Origin of the sequence: Pediococcus damnosus (assembly GCF_001437255.1) — a bacterium.
Lineage (GTDB): Bacteria > Bacillota > Bacilli > Lactobacillales > Lactobacillaceae > Pediococcus > Pediococcus damnosus.
On sequence record NZ_JQBD01000001.1, the window covers coordinates 41830 to 61590 of the forward strand.

The 19761-nt window shown below is 39.2% G+C and carries 17 protein-coding genes; 7 read left to right on the top strand and 10 right to left on the bottom strand.

The features are described 5' to 3' along the window. Positions 1 to 50: 50 nt before the first annotated feature. A complete protein-coding gene (brnQ, locus tag IV84_RS00175) occupies positions 51 to 1439 on the bottom strand; it encodes a branched-chain amino acid transport system II carrier protein (RefSeq protein ID WP_056985948.1) in 1389 nt (462 codons plus the stop codon). Positions 1440 to 2591: 1152 nt separating this feature from the next. Here brnQ and IV84_RS00185 point away from each other — a divergent pair. Further along, positions 2592 to 3719: a vitamin B12 independent methionine synthase gene (locus tag IV84_RS00185; protein ID WP_046870617.1), complete on the top strand. Its 1128-nt coding sequence runs from the start codon at positions 2592 to 2594 to the stop codon at positions 3717 to 3719. A gap of 709 nt (positions 3720 to 4428) precedes the next feature. On the opposite strand, the gene IV84_RS00190 is transcribed toward IV84_RS00185, so the two are convergent. Beyond that, positions 4429 to 5073, bottom strand: a complete 645-nt coding sequence (locus IV84_RS00190; protein ID WP_056985949.1) for a hypothetical protein — start codon at positions 5071 to 5073, stop codon at positions 4429 to 4431. 126 nt (positions 5074 to 5199) lie between these two features. Beyond that, complete coding sequence (locus IV84_RS00195) at positions 5200 to 5658, bottom strand: hypothetical protein (protein WP_046870615.1); 459 nt, start codon at positions 5656 to 5658, stop codon at positions 5200 to 5202. 209 nt (positions 5659 to 5867) lie between these two features. Between IV84_RS00195 and folB the strand changes: the two genes are divergently transcribed. From folB to folP, 6 genes are read left to right on the top strand one after another with little or no spacing between them, the layout of a single operon-like run. Next, on the top strand, positions 5868 to 6236 hold the full coding sequence (gene folB, locus IV84_RS00200; RefSeq protein ID WP_080945465.1) for a dihydroneopterin aldolase: 369 nt from the start codon (positions 5868 to 5870) through the stop codon (positions 6234 to 6236). Beyond that, positions 6229 to 6708, top strand: a complete 480-nt coding sequence (folK, locus tag IV84_RS00205; protein ID WP_046870614.1) for a 2-amino-4-hydroxy-6-hydroxymethyldihydropteridine diphosphokinase — start codon at positions 6229 to 6231, stop codon at positions 6706 to 6708. The genes folB and folK overlap by 8 nt, the downstream gene beginning before the upstream one ends. A gap of 16 nt (positions 6709 to 6724) precedes the next feature. After that, on the top strand, positions 6725 to 7294 hold the full coding sequence (gene folE, locus IV84_RS00210) for a GTP cyclohydrolase I FolE (RefSeq protein WP_046870613.1): 570 nt from the start codon (positions 6725 to 6727) through the stop codon (positions 7292 to 7294). A gap of 9 nt (positions 7295 to 7303) precedes the next feature. Next, entirely contained in the window at positions 7304 to 8620 is a 1317-nt protein-coding gene (locus IV84_RS00215; protein ID WP_056985950.1) for a bifunctional folylpolyglutamate synthase/dihydrofolate synthase, read from the top strand. Continuing rightward, a complete protein-coding gene (locus IV84_RS00220) occupies positions 8613 to 9218 on the top strand; it encodes a non-canonical purine NTP pyrophosphatase (protein WP_046870611.1) in 606 nt (201 codons plus the stop codon). The genes IV84_RS00215 and IV84_RS00220 overlap by 8 nt, the downstream gene beginning before the upstream one ends. Next, positions 9205 to 10344: a dihydropteroate synthase gene (folP, locus tag IV84_RS00225; RefSeq protein WP_046870610.1), complete on the top strand. Its 1140-nt coding sequence runs from the start codon at positions 9205 to 9207 to the stop codon at positions 10342 to 10344. The genes IV84_RS00220 and folP overlap by 14 nt, the downstream gene beginning before the upstream one ends. Positions 10345 to 10794: 450 nt before the next feature. Here the strand turns inward: folP and IV84_RS00230 are convergent, their stop codons facing one another. The 7 genes from IV84_RS00230 to IV84_RS00260 all read right to left on the bottom strand — a co-directional run bounded on the left by IV84_RS00230 (position 10795) and on the right by IV84_RS00260 (position 19751). Further along, a complete protein-coding gene (locus tag IV84_RS00230; RefSeq protein ID WP_046870609.1) occupies positions 10795 to 11277 on the bottom strand; it encodes an isochorismatase family protein in 483 nt (160 codons plus the stop codon). A 299-nt stretch (positions 11278 to 11576) separates the two neighbouring features. Then, positions 11577 to 12923, bottom strand: coding sequence for an FAD-dependent oxidoreductase (locus IV84_RS00235; protein ID WP_046870608.1), 1347 nt, complete (start codon positions 12921 to 12923; stop codon positions 11577 to 11579). 179 nt (positions 12924 to 13102) lie between these two features. Next, positions 13103 to 14851: a pyruvate oxidase gene (spxB, locus tag IV84_RS00240; protein ID WP_046870607.1), complete on the bottom strand. Its 1749-nt coding sequence runs from the start codon at positions 14849 to 14851 to the stop codon at positions 13103 to 13105. A 576-nt stretch (positions 14852 to 15427) separates the two neighbouring features. Then, complete coding sequence (locus IV84_RS00245; RefSeq protein WP_056985951.1) at positions 15428 to 16798, bottom strand: Nramp family divalent metal transporter; 1371 nt, start codon at positions 16796 to 16798, stop codon at positions 15428 to 15430. Positions 16799 to 16841: 43 nt separating this feature from the next. Further along, the gene (locus IV84_RS00250) at positions 16842 to 17303 is read right to left on the bottom strand and encodes a universal stress protein (protein ID WP_056985952.1); all 462 of its coding nucleotides are present in this window, start codon (positions 17301 to 17303) and stop codon (positions 16842 to 16844) included. Positions 17304 to 17524: 221 nt separating this feature from the next. Continuing rightward, positions 17525 to 18880 (bottom strand): MFS transporter, encoded by a 1356-nt coding sequence (locus tag IV84_RS00255; RefSeq protein WP_063510346.1) that lies wholly within the window; start codon positions 18878 to 18880, stop codon positions 17525 to 17527. 310 nt (positions 18881 to 19190) lie between these two features. After that, positions 19191 to 19751: a UbiX family flavin prenyltransferase gene (locus tag IV84_RS00260; RefSeq protein WP_056985954.1), complete on the bottom strand. Its 561-nt coding sequence runs from the start codon at positions 19749 to 19751 to the stop codon at positions 19191 to 19193. Positions 19752 to 19761: the final 10 nt, after the last annotated feature.

Genomic DNA, 19761 nt, shown 5'->3' on the forward strand with positions numbered 1-19761 from the left:
TGTTCAATAACAGAATCAGGAACTAACGCTTTTTATTGTTTATAAAGTTTTTACGACCAATCCGATTCACTAACCGTTTCGCTGTTATTACCACGAACCCGCTGAACGATATAGATTGTGATACCAATGATAAATCCAATGATTGATGGCACCAACCAGGCAAATCCTTGGGAGAAGAATGGTACATATTTGCTTTCAAAACCGGTTAAGCTTTGCACAAATGCAGATTTAGCAACAACTGCCGGAGCTGCATTTAAGCCATCCACAACGGCTGGGACGAGGGTAAAGATCGTTGTCCAAATATAGACGACTCGTGCGCGATGGAATAATGGAGACGCAAGTGAAAGCAAAATCAACGTAATGCAAAGTGGATAAATAAACATTAGGAATGGAACCGCCGCATTAATAATTGTTTCAAATCCAAAATTAGATACTCCGAACGAAAGAACAGCGACAATTACCACATAAGTTTTGTAACCAAAACGTGGAAACATACTGCTAAAAGCTGTAGCAAATGAAGTTGTCACCCCAACCGCCGTCGTCATACAAGTGATGGTAGCCATGATTGCTAGAATATAAACACCGGCATTGCCAAAGAAATACTGGGTAATTTGGCCAAGCGCAATTCCGCCATCACCGGCAATTTTAAAATGGCCCAAGCTGGTTGCACCAACATATGCCAAGCCAGCGTAGATGACCGCCATTGCACTGGCAGCAATAACCCCGGCCTTTACTGTTAATTTAGCAACTGTTCCTTCTTTTTTAACGCCAAATGCTTTAATTGCGGTAATCACAACAATTCCAAATTCAACGGAAGCTAATGCATCCATCGTTTGATACCCTTGAATAATTCCATTTTGAACTGAGCCATGACGCCAAGCACCTGTGACTGCGCGGCCAGCAGTAGTTCCCATTGGCTTAAAAATGGCAACTGCAATCAAAATGACAACCATGATGATAAAGGCTGGATTCAAATAGCGACCTACATAATCAACAACCTTATGGCGATTAAGCGAAAAAAGAATAACTGCTGCAAAGAAACAAGCCGAGTAAATGAACAACCACATGGGCGCACTTGCTGCGCTCACATGAGTAGCAATTCCGAATTCAAAGGGAACCGTTGCCGTCCGTGGCGTTGCAAATGCGGGACCAATGAAGATATACAACATGACGGTAAAGATTAATGCATACGTTTTACCGATTGGTTGTGCCAATTCATAAACACCATGCGTTCGCGTAACCGCAATGGCCGTAACCCCTAATAATGGCAAAATCGTTCCGGTAATGATAAATCCAATAATTGAACTAAAAAATGCTGATCCTGACTGCTGACCAATTTGGACAGGGAACGTTAAATTACTGGCACCAAAGTACATGCCAAACAACATTGAAGCCACGACAATTAATTCTTTCCAAGTAAACTTATGTGTTTCTTCCATTTATAAAACTTCCTCTCTATTTTGCATCTCAAAGCTTAATATACAAAAAAAGCGCCCTTCAGATATAAATATCCAAAGGACGCTTTCACGTGTTACCACCTCAATTTACGAGTCTTTCACAAAACTCGCCTTACCATGTACGTCCTATTTTTCGCCAAAAATAGTTAATACATTGGCACGATATTGGGTGCACCCATAATCATCTGAACAATGATTCCGCTCATAACCGTCTTTTTAAACCAGGAACTGTGTTTTTTCAGCACCAAACACTTTCTAGAAATTCGCTAGTTTATCTTCCACGGAAATATCAACACGTGTTTCTCATTCGTATTTAATGTTTTTCATTATAGGGCCGTTAAAAAAAGATGTCAACCCTAAATTTTAGACTAAAAATGAAAAATTATAGCACTTATAAAAATACTAATCATTATTATTACCCCAGCTAAAAGTACCAGCAGAACTTGTATAAATTTATTATTCGTCTTATTTCTAGCAAAATCACCCACACTAAGAAGAACAAACAAGTCCACAAAAATTAAAAAGACATCACTTATCGAGAAACTATGTTCAAAAAGAGTTATTAACGCGCAGACTACCGCTACGCTCAATCCCAAAATGAAATTTCTTAATAAAATATTCCTATTGCTATTAGTACTAAACAATTTTTTCATAAAAAATCTCCCCCATAGCGTGCTTCAACTTATTTAGTGATATAACAAAACCCTACAAAAGTAAAGACTTATTACAATGAAAAAAATAACATTGCCTTTTTAGTTCTTATTGACAGTTCAACCTTCAGGCGCTAAACTAGATCTAAATTAGATAACAATTAAAAAGCAGTGAAGAGATGAGTAAGATCCCCCACTTTTAAAGAGAACCTCGGTTGGTGTGAATGAGGTAAAGCAGTGAGTCTGAACATGGTCTTGGAGAACAATCTATAGTAAACCGTTTGGCAAGATATAGATGGGAGCGCCCATTACAGCGCCGGAGCATCGTTTTTCTAAGGTGCTCTTTTGAGGAAACAAGTAATTTTTGTTTCAAACCAAGGTGGTACCGTGATCATTTCTTAATGAATGCTCGCCCTTGACGTTAATACGTTGAGGACGAGTTTTTTTGTGTCTAAATTTAAACTAAAAAAGGAAGTACAACAATATGACAGCAAATTTAAAAGCACCCTATCGTTTTGATCAAGTTGGTAGTTTACTTAGAAGTCCCGAACTAAAGACCGCTCACAAAGATTTTGCCGAAGAAAAAATTACTGCAGCACAATTACAGACTGTGCAACAACAAGAAATCAAAAAAATCGTTGATAAACAGGTTTCCCTCGGCCTCCACGCCGTAACCGATGGTGAATTTAGTCGTTCATGGTGGCATTTAGATTTTCTCTGGGGCTTAAATGGTGTTGGTAAATATGACTATGAAAAAAGTTACAAATTTCATGGTAAAAAAACACGTACCGATAATGCCTATTTAACGGGAAAAATTAGTTACAATCCCGACCATCCCTTCTTCAAAGCTTTTACCTATTTAAAATCGATCGTGCCTGATGGTGTGCAACCCAAGCAAACGATTCCGTCACCAAGCTTGTTATTCCGGGACAATCGGAGTGATAAGGCCTCAGAGTTTTATGCGAACCATACGGATTATTTAGATGATCTCGCCAAGGCCTACCACGAAACCATTCAGCATTTCTATGATTTGGGTTGTCGTTATATTCAGTTAGACGACACTACTTGGGCCTTCTTAATTAACCAATTAGACAATACTAAAGATGATCCAGAGACCCAAAAGCCATTCCGTAAACTCGCTGAAGATTCCGTTTATGTCATTAATAAATTATTGGAGAACTTGCCAACCGATTTAACCGTAACCACGCATATCTGTCGCGGTAACTTTCGTTCGACTTTCCTATTTTCTGGTGGTTACGATGTGGTCGCAGATTACCTTGGTCAACTCAACTATGATGGGTTTTTCCTTGAATATGACAATGATCGCGCTGGCGACTTCAAGCCCCTTGCAAAAATTTGGAATCACGATGCTCACAAACGGATTGTATTAGGCTTAGTTACCTCCAAGTTCCCAGAATTAGAGGACCAATCCCAGGTCATTGCCCGCATTCACGAAGCTACGCAAGAAGTACCACTTGAAAACCTAGCTCTTTCTACCCAGTGTGGTTTTGCATCAACTGAAGAAGGTAATAATTTAACGGCTGATCAACAATGGGCAAAACTAAGCCTAGTTATTGATACTGCTAAAAAGGTCTGGAAAGATGCTGAATAGCATCCTCTGACAAAAATATAGCCAGAGATTAAAACCGTATTGCGGTTAGTCTCTGGTTTTTATTTATAGGTGTAGTCTTCTATCTAAAGGTTGAAAGTACAAAATCACATCCAATTGCTTGATATAAAAACGCTCATGATAACAAAATTAGATTAAAATGCCGTCTTCCAGCAACTCCGGGCTGGAACGTAGTGGGCACGACTTAGAGCCGAAATACACGTCTCTAAGATCGGCCTTTATCTAAGCGAGAATCGCTAAGATAAATAACACTACTGAGCCCATTTGCTTCCAGCCTGATTAAAGTTTTCAAACTAATTATATCTAACGTAATGGTTATTATGGTGTCGTTCATGTGAACTATCTAAAGACAACGACTTTCCCAGTTTGGAGGCGTTTTGGCCTCAGGGGTGAAATTATCTTAGTGGCTTGCCGCTTAGATAAAGGTCGAGTTTGAAGACAAGTGACCTGCTTGGCTTCAAATCGTGCCCACCCCGTTCCAGGCCAAGGAAGCCGGAGAACGATAATTAACCTAATTTTGGTGAACTAAACCGTTTAATAGCAATAACTGAAGTCATTTTTGTACTTTCAACCTTTAGCTTCTATACAAAAAGGTTTCAAAAAGTGGTAATAACCCGCCTTTTGAAACCATTTCAGCTTGATAGTTACATTCACACAGGGAATAAACATAAGTACAAAATTTTGTTACTTATTAAAAACTAACTTGGTAAATAATCCCTTGTTTAATACGTGGTGTATAAGTATCTTGGCTAGTTTTAAGCTTGTTCATTTTGGCATTCAAACGTAAATGAGCCGTTTTATTCTTTAAGTTCTTAATCTGTAAAGTTTGTGTTTTTCCATTACCTTTTACAGTACCAACCTTTTTTGAACCATTGTAAACATGAACGACGCTGTTCTTTTGAGCCCGAACGCTCAAGGCCACATTGCCATTTTTGTTTCCGTGATTCAGTTTAAGAATAACGGGTGCTTGTGAAGCGTACTTGTTAGAACCTAATTTGTAAACCTTAGTAACCCGCTTGTTGCGTTTATTTGTCCCATAAAGTGTGAAAGTTTTATAACCTTGAAACTTCTCTGAAATCTTAAACGTTCCCTTATGGACATTCACATAAACTTTTTTACCATTGTTATAAGTCAAAGCCACCCGGTTAATAGCGAATTTGGATGAAGTCCTACCACTAAACGTTGCAACTTTCTTTGATGCATTGTAGCTGGTCCGAACCCCATTCAGTGCAGAAACTGTTTTGGCAGAAACACTGTTTTCGGCACCAAATAATAATCCAAATACCATGATCCCAACAATCGGTAAAAACTTACTTAACTTGCTAAATTTACTCAAAAGAAATTCCCCCTAAATTTTTGTTGCCCTGTATCACAAACTAATTGTAGTACTATTTTTTTTTGGGGGGGGCAAATCAAGTAGCCTTTAGGATTGTTCTTATTTCATTTATGGAGTTTGCTACCCTTAATTAGAACTACCTGGTTTTGAACTCGAATATTTATTACTTAACTCTCGAATTAAATAAAACAAAAACACAAGCGGACCCAATAAAACATAACCAATTCGGATAAATAAATTGGCCATTGAATCAAAGTTACTGTCTTGCAGGGCATACCTTTGGATAGTCATATTATTGTGCTGATTGACAAAACTACTATCTCCCCACTTATCCTTTTTATGTTTTTTTAAATGCTCAATTTGAGTAGCTTTAGCTCCCTTTTGCAGAAATGAAATATTTTTTAATGACCATAATTTCTTTTTACAAAGATAAAACTGACTTAACCAGGAGATTCCTAACCAAACGTTTGGAAAATTCAGCGTCATTCTAAAATGATTATTCTTATCAAGGTTAAAGAAGACTAGCAAAATTGCGAAAAAGACAGTTTGCTCAAAGATTTTATAAAAATAATGTTTGTTTTCCATAAAAATCACCCTTTTAGTTTAAAACAACGAGAGTCACAAAATTAAAATATGGTTAGCTATTTAATCCTTATGTAATTATTATAAATAAAAATAGGTTTCTGTAAAGAGCCGTGTCTATTTAGAAAAAATATTTCAAAAAGGACGACAACGGTCAAACATGATATTATTAAGGAGCAATAAACTTCAGACCGACTTGGGGGAATAAACAGATGGGTAAAATCCGAATTAACAATATGAGTTTTCATACATTCAATGGTGTGTTTGCTGAAGAAAAGAAGCTCGGTCAACGCCTACAGATTGACGTTGAGCTCACTTATCCAATTGAAGAAAAAGTTCAACACGATGATTTAAAAGAAACGGTCAGTTACGCTGATGTGTATCAAACAATTGCTGATTTCGTGCTCAACAATAACTACAATTTAATTGAAAGTGTGGCTAATCACCTTCTGAAAAAGATTTTGGCTGATTACCCGACAATTCAAGCTGTAAAACTGAAAGTTCGCAAATATAGCGTGCCGATCGCAGGTATTTTCGACAACATTGAAATCGAGGTTTCTGGAGATCGCAAACATGAATAATCAAGTCTATTTAAGTGTGGGGTCTAATCTTGGTGATCGCCAGGATAATTTATCGCAGGCGGTACACCTCCTGAATCAAAATAAGCAAGTTACTGTTGAAAAGGTTTCGCCAGTTTATCAAACGCAGCCAGTTGGTGGGGTTCCCCAAGATAATTTTTTAAACCTTGCCATCCATCTCACCACAACTCTGACAGCTTACAAGCTTTTGGACTATCTTCACGAGATTGAACAAATGCTCCGACGGAAACGCCTCATTCATTGGGGTCCGCGCACCATTGATTTGGACATTTTATATTTCAATCATGAAACTTATCATGATGAAACACTTGTAATTCCGCATCCTGAAATCGGTAATCGTCGGTTTGTGCTCATCCCTTTATTGGACGTGTTGACTGACCCAGAGTTGATTGCCCAAACTAAACAAGCATTAAAAACCACCACGGATAAAAACTGGGTGGAAATTTTACATTAACACGAGGTTAATTAATATGAACGAAAAAAATAAAACGAAAATTAAAAATGCTGTCACTGATATTATTCAAGCCATTGGTGATGATCCAGAACGGGCCAGCATTCAAGAAACACCTGCACGCGTCGCAACTGCTTATGAAGAAATCTTTTCTGCAACAGGAAAAAAGCATTTCGAAGACTATAAAATTTTTAACGTCGACGAAAATGCCGATATGGTGGTCGTTCAAGACATTCCTTTCTATTCAATGTGTGAACACCATCTGCTTCCATTTTTTGGAACCGTTAATGTCGCTTATATTCCACAAAACGGCAAGATTATTGGTTTAAGCAAAATTCCCCGTTTGGTAAACTTTGTAGCCCGCCGACCTAGTGTTCAAGAAAATATTACCGTCATGATCGCCGATGAATTACAACGCATTCTAAATCCAAAGGGTGTCGCCGTTTCGATTTCGGCACGGCATTTATGCATGGAAATGCGTGGTATTAACAAATCCGGCTTATCTACGTACACCAATAAGTTTTCCGGTGTTTTTTCAGATGATCACGAATTAAAAAATGAATTTCTCCAACAAACTCGTCAGAAGTAGGCCTTCAACATGAGTAATGAACAGCAAGTTTATCAAAAATTAATTACGGATATGAATCAACACATGTTAGTCGCTGATGATAATCGGGTTCCCTTTCTTCGCCAGATTTTGGCCAAACTAGGCCACCCAGACCAAGCCTACAAAATTATCCATATTGCGGGAACCAATGGCAAAGGATCGACAGGTGCCATGTTGGCGGCCATCCTGCAGGAAAATGACTATCATGTTGGTCATTTTTCCAGTCCGGCAATGCTTGATGACCGGAAACAAATTAGAATTGATGGGCAGATGATTAGCTACACTGCATTTGTGCAAGCCTATCAACTAATTAACGATCACTTATCTGCAGATTTTGCAGCCACTTCCCTTTCAATTTTTGAATGGTTTACATTAATTGCTTTGGTAGCTTTCCAGCAAGCTAAAGTCGATTTTGTGATTTTAGAGGTCGGTTTAGGTGGCATGAATGATGCGACCAACGCGATTTCAGCGCCCTTATTGGCACTAATCACCCATATTGATTATGATCATACGCGCATTTTAGGCCATACGATTCGTAAAATAGCGACCCAAAAAGCTGGGATCATCAAAACTGGTTCTACTGTCATTGTGGCTCCTCACCAAAAACAAATGACTCGAAATGTTTTACGAACTGCTGCTAATCAACAACAAGTTCCCATCCATTTTGTGACTAATATTCATTTAAAGCTATTAGCACATAATTTTGAGGGCACAAAACTTCAAATCAGTGGCCCTATGATTCCGAATCATACTTATCAATTAGGCTTAATTGGCAGATTTCAGCTGGACAACTTGGCCACCGTTTTAAGTGCTGTAACTTGGTTAAGCCAGCATGACGTACAGCTTAATGAACAGCGGACGCAGCGTGCCTTAGCAAATCTAAAAATTGCAGGCAGGATGCAGATTATTCAGCGACATCCCACCGTTATCCTTGATGGGGCCCATAATTCAGACGGTGCCAAACAATTGGTTCAATCTTTACAACAACTTGCGCCTAATCAGAAAATAACTTTCTTATTAGGTTTTTTAGCAGATAAAAACTATCTAGAAATGCTGCAAAGCTATCTACCTTTGGCAAAAACAGTTTATGTAAACACACCTAGTCAACATCAACGTGCTTTGGATAAAGACGAATTAGCTAAGGTTATTCAAAAACATTTCAGCTTTTCTAAGGATCATCTTTTTAATGAAGCCGATGCCCATACGAGTTTACAAGTAGCATTAGCACATGCCGAGGTTGATGATGTCATTGTAATTACCGGATCATTCTATTTTATTAAACAATTTGAAGGTGACCAGCATGTTTAACCGCCCACTCATTATTGCGTCTAACAATCTCGACAAAACAGCTGAACTAGTTGCCTGCCTGCAAGAATTTCAAGTAGCTGCTAGGTCCTACCAAGATCTAATTTCCCGGGTTACTTTTCCTAATGAAGGGACCACAGATTACGTCGCAAATGCGCTAACTAAAACCCGTTTCATCTCAGGAAAGTTACCCCAAGAATCTGTTTTGGGTGATGATTCTGGCATGATTATTTCCGCATTTCCTAATAAATTTGGTGTGCAAACTTCACGACAATTAGTTGATTACCCTACAGATACTGATAAGAACCAATATTTACTTCAGCTTGTAGCGGGTAAATTACGTGATGTCGAATTACGGACTGATTTAATTTTACAGACACCTCACCATATTTATCATGGTTTTGGCGTCTTTGAAGGCACATTTAGTCTTGAAGAACGCGGTCAGAATGGCTATGGGTTTGACAGAATACTGATTCCAAAAGGTGAAACTCACACCTTGGCTGAATTGGAAAGCTCCAAAAAGTTTCCTTATCTTCATCGCACTAAAGCCGTAAAAAATCTTCTTAAAAAGGTGGCAAATAACGACTATGAAAATTATTGATATAACTGATCGATTTGCCCACTCCCAATCATTTTCGGATCAAATTACTCATGACATGTTGATTACCCAACGTAAAGTGGTTTTGAAATTTGAAGACCTCAACGAGATTGAGCTATCTACTATGCAAACCTTGCTGGCCGCTTTTGATACACCTATCCAAACTACTGAAAACTGGATACAAGTTGTTTTACCCTTGGCCGCTTTTCAATTTTTTATAGCTAAGGTTGAACAACAAATTACAACCGACTCAGCTACTCAGCAGCTTCACGAAATATACGAACAGCACGCCGTTTACTGGAATTATGGTAATACACATCGTGATTTGATTCAGTCACCGCTAATTTATGGGATTCTAAACATTACCCCTGACTCTTTCTACGATGGCGGCGCATATGTAAAACCACAAATCATTAAATCTCACGTAGCTCATATGGTGGCCACTGGTGTGGATGTCATTGAACTCGGTGGTCAAACCACCCGGCCCGGCTACACTGAAATTTCTGCCAAAGAAGAATTGAAACGCATTTTACCAGCTATCGATTGGATTCATAAAAACTATCCGAAAATTTCTTTGGCAGTGGATACATATAAATATGAGGTAATGGCAGATTTGGTCAAAAATGGCCACGTTGCAATTATCAATGATGTACACGGATTTACGGATGACCCCCGAAAATTGACTTTACTCGCACCGACCAATATCGGATTGCTCACCATGCACAGCAGCCGTGAGGTCGAATATGACAACCTTACACAAGAAATGCAGAACTTTTTCACCCAAAACTTATCGCAATTAACTGCAGCGGGTATTGGTCGAGAAAGAATCGCATTAGATCCGGGGATTGGCTACGCAAAAGTAGCGGATGGTTATCAGGACTATGCGATGATGCGCAATATTGATCAATTTAATCAATTTAACCGACCAACTATGATCGCCATTTCACGAAAAGGATTTGGCGCAAAATTGTTCGGACTAAAAAAAGAGAACCGGCTGGCAGTCACTCTTATCGCGGAAACTTATATGTATTTGCACGGTGGCAACATTTTGCGTGTGCATGATATCACCGAAACAAAGCAACTCGTTAAAATGATTAATACCATCAATAATGGATATTGGTTTAAGTGAGTGGAGCAAAGCGAATAAGGCTCAAGATATAAGGGTCCTGGAGGCGGGATCGCAATCCCGCGGGAAGGATTCTTATATCTTGGGCCTTGCTTTGTGGAACTGTCCTCAAATAGTGAGTGGAACAAAGCGAATAAGGCTCAAGATATAAGGGTCCTGGAGGCGGGATCGCAATCCCGCGGGAAGGATTCTTATATCTTGAGCCTTGCTTTGTGGAGCTGTCCTAAAGCAGTGAGTGGAACAAAACGTTAAAGCCCAATGAAATAAGAGGACCGGAAGCGGGATTGTATCCCGCTCAGAGGTACACTTATTTCATTGGGCTTGTTTTGTGGAACTGTCCTCAAAGCGAGTGGCGGATAGTTATCGCCCTATTGCCTAAATTTTAGATATAAAATTCGAAAACAGATAAAAAGAGCCATGGAAAATTTTTTCCAGGACTCTTCTTTATTTGAATTAAATTAGCTTAGCAAAGGTGCCATCCCAAACACTTTCGTGATGCTTCACAATTGTGGCTGCATCTAAAAGCTTAGAATCAAATGTGGTCACCAGATCCCGTTTGACCTCAACTTGATAGTCTAAATGGCGCGCCACTCGAATAGTAGTGTCCACACAATATTCAGCCTGACCACCACAAACCTCTAAGCTTTTTGTATTATAGTTCTTCAAATAAGCTTCTAAATTCGTGTGATAAAAAGCATCCGGCGTCGTTTTTACAATAAACTCATCTCTTTGTTCATTAAAATCTAAATCTGCGGCCAACTGAAATTTTTTCGTGTCACTTGGAATCTCGTCATCGGCAGTTTGCACAAAAAAGATTGCCTTTCTTGCTTGCCGATACAGCGCGATTCGTTCATTAATTCCAGCAACAACTTTATCAAAATTAGCCATTCTCTTTAATGCGTTTTGCATGTCAATTACAATTAATACATCTGCCATAATTTTTCCTCTTTCATAAAACAGGTCGTTTTCGAATATCTCTTGTGCCGGGAAGTGTTGAACTTTCCTTACTCTCCAACTAATTCAGTACTGGCGAAAACTAATTGCCAAATTGTTCCCACAATATACATCTTGCTAATTATCATACAACTTTCTAATGATAAGGTAAGTATTGTGTGTCTTACTTAAGGGATTCTTAACCCCGTTAAAAAAGATCAAATATAAGCACCCCATAGCTCGCTGGATAGATACCGATATTTGACCTTTTTATAATTCATTTCACAAACCTTAGCCGATAATTATTTACTATTCGCATCACTCTTATGGATTGCCGCCATCGCCAATTCATTCACATAATTCAGTGGATTATCAAAATTTGGCTGGAAGAACATGTCTACCATTGAAAGCTCGTCAATCGTCATTTTTTGTTGAATTGCAAGCGAGATAACATTAGCTGATTGGGCACAATCATACGAACTATAAAAAGCGCCACCTAAAACAACCCGACTTTTTGGATCCCAGACCAGACGCATCAAAATGGGCGTTGTGCTCAGCATGAATTCAGGACGATAATTTTCTTCAAGGGTCACTGTTGATACTGTCACTCCGCGCGCCTTCGCACCACTTTCTGTTAATCCAGAAGAAGCAAGGGTTTTGCCAAACAAAGCAACGGCTGAAGATGCCTGAGTTCCCATATATTTCATGGTTGGTTTTTCAATGTTATGCCCAATTAAAATTCCTTGGCGGATGGCATTAGTCGCTAATGGAATATAGTCCACTTTTCCCGTTGGATTGTAGTGAACAACTGCCGAATCACCAGCTGCCAAAATGTCAGGATCAGAAGAACGCATATACTCATCTATGACAATGGCCCCGTTTTTCAACATTTTCACTTTACCCTTCAACAAATCGGTTGCCGGTCGAAAACCTGCACACAAAACGGCAAAATCTGCTGTATAGCTATTTTTACTGGTCGTCACTGTGACCTGGTCATTACCGGTAAAGGATTGTACCATCTCATTCATTGCGAGTTTGACACCATGATCTTCATAATCTTTTTCAACCCGTGACCCGATCTCAAGATCAAAGTTCTTGGCCAACACATGTGGCAGCCCGTCAATCAACGTTACTTTTTTACCAGCGACAGCCAATTGTTCAGCAAGTTCAGCACCAATATAGCCAGCCCCAACAATCACGGCAGACTTAGCATCTGGCGTTGTTTCCTTTAGGATTTTGGCATCGTTCCAATCCTTGCATAGTTTAACTTTTGAATTGTCCACACCTTTAATTGGCGGAATCACAGGGGCGGATCCCGTTGTCATCACTAATTTGTCATAGTGATCTTGAAATAATTCTCCGGAAACTAAGTCCTTCACCCGAATTACTTTTTTATCAGGATCCACACTTAACACATCATGCCGCATTTTCATGGTTGCGCCCAACTTGGTAAGCTCTCCCGGTGAGGAATAAAACATTTTATTAGGATCAGAAACATGATCTCCTACCCACAAGGCAATGCCGCACGATAGAAAAGACAAGTTGTCATTACGCTCATAGACGGTCACATCGTAGTCAGGGTGTTCAGTCAAAATTTGTTTCGTGGCAAAAGTTCCTGCATGGGTTGCACCAATTACAATTATTTTCATCATATAGCCTCCATAAAAACTTCTAATTACTAAAATAAATAACTTATCATTACGCTAAGTCTATTTAGAAAATTACTGAATGTCAACGGTTTCATCTTCTGACATAAAGCTACACCTACCAACAAAAAAACTGTTAACCACAAATTAATAACAGGTTAACAGTTCATAATTCAGTCCAGTTATTCAACTTCAAACTCATTCAAATAAACACTAAATGGTTGCAATATATCTGCGTCATAGCGTTTTTTAAATGCGGCAATTTCTGCAGCTGAATTAGTGGCTGGATCCAACTGTAGTTTTTCAGCCGGTAGCGGGCGGTTGTTATGAATTTTCACATCAATCACAACCGGACCTTCCACCTGTTTAGCAGTATCAAATGCTGCGACCATTTCATCATAAGTGTGAACGGAAATGCCTAGGGCACCCATTCCGTGTGCGATCATCGCAAAATCAGCACCTTGTAAATCCACACCAAAATACTTTTGCTTTTCATCTTCTTGCTCATCCTTGATAAAGTCAAAACTCTCATTAGAAAAGACCACGTTGATGATATGCAATTTTTCTTTAACTTGCGTCAGTAAATCCTGCATCACCATCGCAAACGCGCCATCACCAGTCAAATTAAACACTTGGCGATCCGGGTAAGTTAATTTACCTGCAATAGCCGCCCCCATTCCATAACCCATGGTGGCAAACAATGCTGAAGTTGTGAATTTTTGTTTTTCGTTCATGTTTAAGAAACGGAGACTATTCATCGTCACATCGCCAACATCGATGGCAAATACATCGTTGCCAGTAGAAATTCGATTAATTTGTTTGAAAACAGATCCCACTCCCAACGGACTGGTGGTTTTGTCGGCTAATTGCTGTAAATAAGCGCGCCAGTTCTTCCTGTTTGCCACACAAGCGTCATAAAAGCGCCGGTGGGCCACTTCATCACTCAATGCGACTAATTGTTTCATTGCCTGTTTGGCATCACTTAGAATCGGTACATCAACGTTGTGGCGCTTGCCAATTTTGGAAGAATCAATATCAACTTGAATAAATTTTGCATCCGGATTGAACATGCCTTTTGTACGGGCAAACGGAAAATCAGCGCCAATCATCATGATTAAATCGGCCTGCTCCAAGGTCTCATTCCCAGGTTTAGTTGAAACCCGATAGGCTGATCCCATGTTACCTTCAAAATCATCAGGAATCATTCCCTTTGAAATGGCGGACATCACAACTGGTAACTTTAGATGCTTCGACAAGGTCACGAGTTCTTCTGTAGCCCCGTTAACACCAATTCCAGCAAAAATAACCGGATGTTTTGCCTCACTAATTAGTTTTAAAGCTGCTTTAATCTTTTCTTCATCAGGCTGAGGTAGTAATGGTTTCACATAACTATGACCTGATGACCAAAAATCGGCCGGAATATCTTTGGTCCCAAAATCATTTGGAATCGTGACAACTGCCACGCCATTTTCTTTGTACGCCCGGCGAATGGCTTCATCGATCACGTGAGGTAAACTATCGGCAGTCATCACTGTACGGTTATATACCGAAACATCGGCAAACATGGGATTCTCATTCATTTCTTGGAAAGAATCCCAATTCATGTCAGACGTGCCGACTTGACCAATAATTGCCAACACGGGAGCATGATCCATCTGAGCATCATACAAGCCATTAAATAAGTGCGTTGCGCCAGGACCAGCCGATCCAAAACAAACGCCAATTTTTCCTGTCAGTTTTGCGTGGGCAGCTGCAGCAAATGCTCCCACTTCTTCATGACGAACCTGAACATAATCAATTTTATCTTGTTCGACTCGCAGGGCCTCCATCGTACTATTAATCGAGCCACCTGGAATTCCATAAACTTGCTTAACATCCCAGTCTTCTATAACCTTCATCATCGCGATACCAGCATTAATTGTCTTACTCATTGTTATCCCTCTTTCCAAGAAATGTTTATCGTTAACTACTACTGCGATAGTATCTCACGAAAGGGTCGAAAGTAAAAGAAAACGCTCTCACTAAAAAAACACTCCTAATTGATTAAGCTTTAAGGCGCAAAATTAATGTTTATAACTAAAGGGTGAAAGTACAAAAATGACCTCAGTTACTGCTATTAAACGGCTTAATCCATAAAAATTAGGTTAATTATCGTTCTACGGCTCACTTGGCCTGGAACGGGGGTGCGAGTTCTTGCGGCTGTCTTTGCCACAAGAATCGACAGCGTATGAAGCATTGCGGGTTTTCGGTACGAAAACCGACCTTTATGCGTAATAGCGGGTACGATTTGAAGCCAAGCAGATCACTTGTCTTCAAATTCGACCTTTATCTAAGCAAAAATCGCTAAGATAAATTTCACCCCTGAGGCCAAAACGCCTCCGAACTGGGGAAGTTTTTGTATCAAGCAATTGAATGTGGTTTTGTACTTCCAACCTTTAGTTTATAAAATAAAAAAACTGAATCCTTTCACTTTTATGAAAGAATCCAGATTTATTTTTAAATTGTTTTTATAGTGCAGAAACTGTTGTAATAATTAACCAGACATTCAAGATAACCAAGACAACTGCGGCAATCCAGGCACAAACCTTAACCCATGGACGGTTCGCAAATTCACCCATGATTTTCTTACTACTGGTAAACAAAATCAGTGGAATCATCGCGAATGGTAACGCAATACTTAAGAATACCTGTGAAAATGTCAGTAAGTTTTCAATTTTAGCTTCATTGCCATGATAATAAATGGCAAACGCTAGAACTGGTAAAACGGAAACGAGCCGAGTAACTAAACGCTGAGCCCACATTGGCATCTTCAAACGTATGAAACCTTCCATAACGATTTGTCCAGAAAGTGTTCCTGTAATTGTTGAACTTTGACCTGATGATAACAAGGCAACCGCAAATAATGTACTTAGCACTGGGCTGGCAATTGCACCAACGATCTTTGAATCATCGAGAGCGTTGTATAAATCAACGAAACGGCCCAAATCTGAATTAGTACCAAAGAACAGTGCAGCTCCTAAAATCAGGAGTAAACAGTTTACAACAAACGCTACTGTTAACTGCGTATTAGAATCTGCAACCGTATAACGGATGGCACTTCTAATACTCTTATGATCATTACGATCAAAGTTACGCGTTTGTGAAATTGATGAGCCAAGGTATAAGTTATGAGGCATAACCGTGGCACCAACAATACCTAAACCAATATATAACATTGATTTGTTTTGAATCAAATCTTTACCGGGAGCAAATCCCTTTAAAACTTCTGGCATGTTTGGTTGTGCCAAAATAACTTCATACAAGAAAACAAACAAGATAACTGCTACTAAAGTTGCTACGATTGCTTCAATTTTTCGAAATCCTAGTTTCATTAACAACATCAACAGTAAAACATCGAATGTTGTAATGATAATACCGACAATCAGTGGAAATCCAAAGAGTAGTTCCAACGCTATCGCTGATCCAATAATTTCCGCAACATCGGTGGCCATAATGGCTAGTTCGGTAATAATAAATAACACGATACCACCAAATTTGGAAGTCTTTTCACGCGTAAGCTGTGCTAAATCACGACCAGTTACAATTCCTAGTCGGGCAGCCATTGCTTGCAATAACATCGCAATTAAACTTGAAATTAAAACGACACTGAGTAACCGATACTTAAACTGAGCTCCACCAGAAATTGAAGTAATCCAATTACCAGGATCCATATATCCTACAGAAACTAGGACTCCTGGTCCAAGGTAAGCTAAAAATGTTTTAAACACCCCAGCATTTTGAGGAACTGAGACACTTCCGTTAATTTCATCTAAAGATTTATTTGCGCCATCTGTTGATGAAATAATATGATGCTTTTCTTCGTTACTATTCTTTGCCATGCTATTCCCTCTTTTCTATCATTCTCAAAATTCAATCTCTGAATTATCGAACTACGATTACGGAAACCTGGGCCCGTTTTGCAATCCTTAATCCCACTGCACCTGGAACTCTGTGTTTTGAATCCTCTGTATCTGATCCACAAACAATTAAGTCAGGCTTAAATCTTGGAATAACCTTGTCTAAAATGACATCGTCAACATCACTCGCTCCAACGGTTAATCCTGTAACATGTTTAACGCCTAGTTCCTCAGCAATTGTAGTATAGTCCTCAACTGCCTGGCGAACGACGTCTTCTTTTTTATCAACTTTACCAGGGGTCATCACATCAAAAATGCTAATGTCATCATCTTCTAATACTGACACAATGCACAGTTCAACTTGGTAATCATGAGCCATTGTCGTTGCATACTGAAAGGCTCTCGTTGACGAGTTAGGATCATCAGCATCCACTGTCAATAACGCACGATGAAACACAAGTGGTTCTTTCAACTTATCGACTTGCATAACAAACCTCCTTTAAACTTTCTTAAACTCTGCCGCCTTACTGATAGTAACACTTACTTTTTAAAAATGCCACAAAAAAATGAACAAAAACAAAAAAAGTTTAAATGCTGGTTTGATTTAAGTTTAGGCACGTCTCAATTTGTTACGGCACCATCTAGTTTGTAACCGGTATCTATAAAAAAACACCCGATCTTTGCAGATTGGATGCCTTCTTTCTATATTTAATTGTTTTTGGTCATGTGATTACGTGTACTTTTATTAATAATCACTGTAATTAACGCCACAAGTGCCAAAACGCTCAAAATTACATAATCAATCTTTGATCCTTGTCGTACTTGAGAAAAGGTTGATCCACCATGCAATTCTAGCGAACTAATCACGGAAGCGAGGATAACTGTTCCCATGGCACCAGCATATTGCTGCATCATGTTAAACAATGAATTGATGTCGCCTCGTTTTTCAGGAACAACTTGTTGACTAGCAGCTCCCATAACATTTCCGAAACTGAACGCAACGCCAACTCTGAGAATCACAAACAAGATTAACAAAATCATTGAAGTCATCACATCATTCAAGAAGAAAAATAAAACAACGGATGCTAAGAGACAGATATTTCCAATCATTAATGGTAAAAATGCACCCTTTTTATCCATAATGGCTCCGGTACTTGGTGAAATGATTGCTCCAATTAAGGCACCAGGTAGAACTAATAAACCAGCTACCATAGATGTTTGATGCAAATTAACTTCTGCAACCATTGGCAGTAACCAGGAAATACCAATATTAACAAAGGCTAATACAAAGTAGTTTATCAAATGAAGGAAGACTGATTTCTTTTTTAGCAAACTAAAATCAAGAACTTCTTTAGAGCTTTTGGAGTTATACCACGCATAACTTAATAAAAGCAAAATTGAAATAACTAATGAAATCCAAAAAGCTGCAGATGTCCATCCAGCCAGTCCAGCTTCATTAAAGGTCCAAACAAAACCAATTAGAACCAAACTTAGCCAAACCATGCCAATACTATCAAAGGATAATTTTTCACCCCGTTTGTGTTGGACCGGAATATCAATATTTATCATTCCCATGATTAGCACAATCACGCTGAGAGGTAGAACGACCCAAAAAATCCATCGCCAGTTCATCAAAGTGTTTAAAATACCACCATATGTCGGTCCCAATGCTGGTGATAAAGAAGTTAGCATACTTGCAACGCCATTATATGTGCCGACATGCTGACGGGGAATCTTAACGTTAATAATTTGAAACATCAACGGCGTGGCGAGTCCAGTTGCAATTGCTTGAATCATTCGCCCAATTAATAAAATCCAAAAACTATCTGCAATGGCACATACAATTGAGCCCACAATAAAGGCCGCGGCCGAAAAAATAAAAATTGAGCGAAATTTAAAGCGCCGCATAATAAACGCCATTGCTGCCATCATAATGGTAACCAACAACAGATAAGCCGTTGTAATCCACTGAACCGTCCCAACGCTAACGCCAAATTGGTTGCTTAAAGTATTCATCGTCACGTTAAGCGAGGTTTCAACCAAAATTCCCATAAAGGAGATCATCCCAGCTGATACAATCGCTAATTTTGTTTTAAGTGAAATCTTTTCTTCATTCTTGATCGTATTTCATCTCCTGAATTTTTTGCTTATTTATCAATAATTTCAAAACATAAGGACACTTACAGCAGAAATTATTTTTTCTTACTGCGTGTCCTTGAATAAGTTAATTTAATCTGTTGATTTAAACGCTTTTTGCTGAGCTTCAGGACCGCTCACGAAGGCAGCTGATCATAAATAACTACACCTCACAGCGGGATGCGATCCCGCTTCCGTTGCAGTTATTTATGATCAGCTTAACGCCTTCGTTCGCGCACTATTCTTTCCATCTCTCATCCACCTCATTCGGAATCCCAAACGCATCCAACACCTTCATCGTCTGGTGGTTCACCAAATCCTGAATTGTCTTTGGATGATTATAGAACGCCGGCATTGGTGGAATGATTTGCGCTCCTATTTTGGCGAGCTTTGTTAAATTTTCCAAATGAATCACACTCAAGGGGGTCTCTCTCGGCACAATCACTAATTTTCTTTGTTCCTTAATCGTGACGTCCGCCGCTCGGGCAATCAAATTGTCACCGATTCCATACGCAATCGTCGCCACCGTTTTCATGCTAGCCGGTACAATCACCATGCCGTCATTTAAAAATGAACCACTCGCAATCGTTGCTCCCTGATCATTAACGTTATAAGTTTTATCGGCCAATGCTTTGATTTGTTGCAAAGAATAGTCCGTTTCCAACTCTAAATTTTTCTTAGCCCATTGACTCATCACCAAATGAACCTCAACGTCATCAAGTTGATGCAGTTTTTCCAACAAATCAATTGCATACACCGTGCCCGAAGCACCTGTGATTCCGACGATAATTTTTTTCATGTCTGCACCC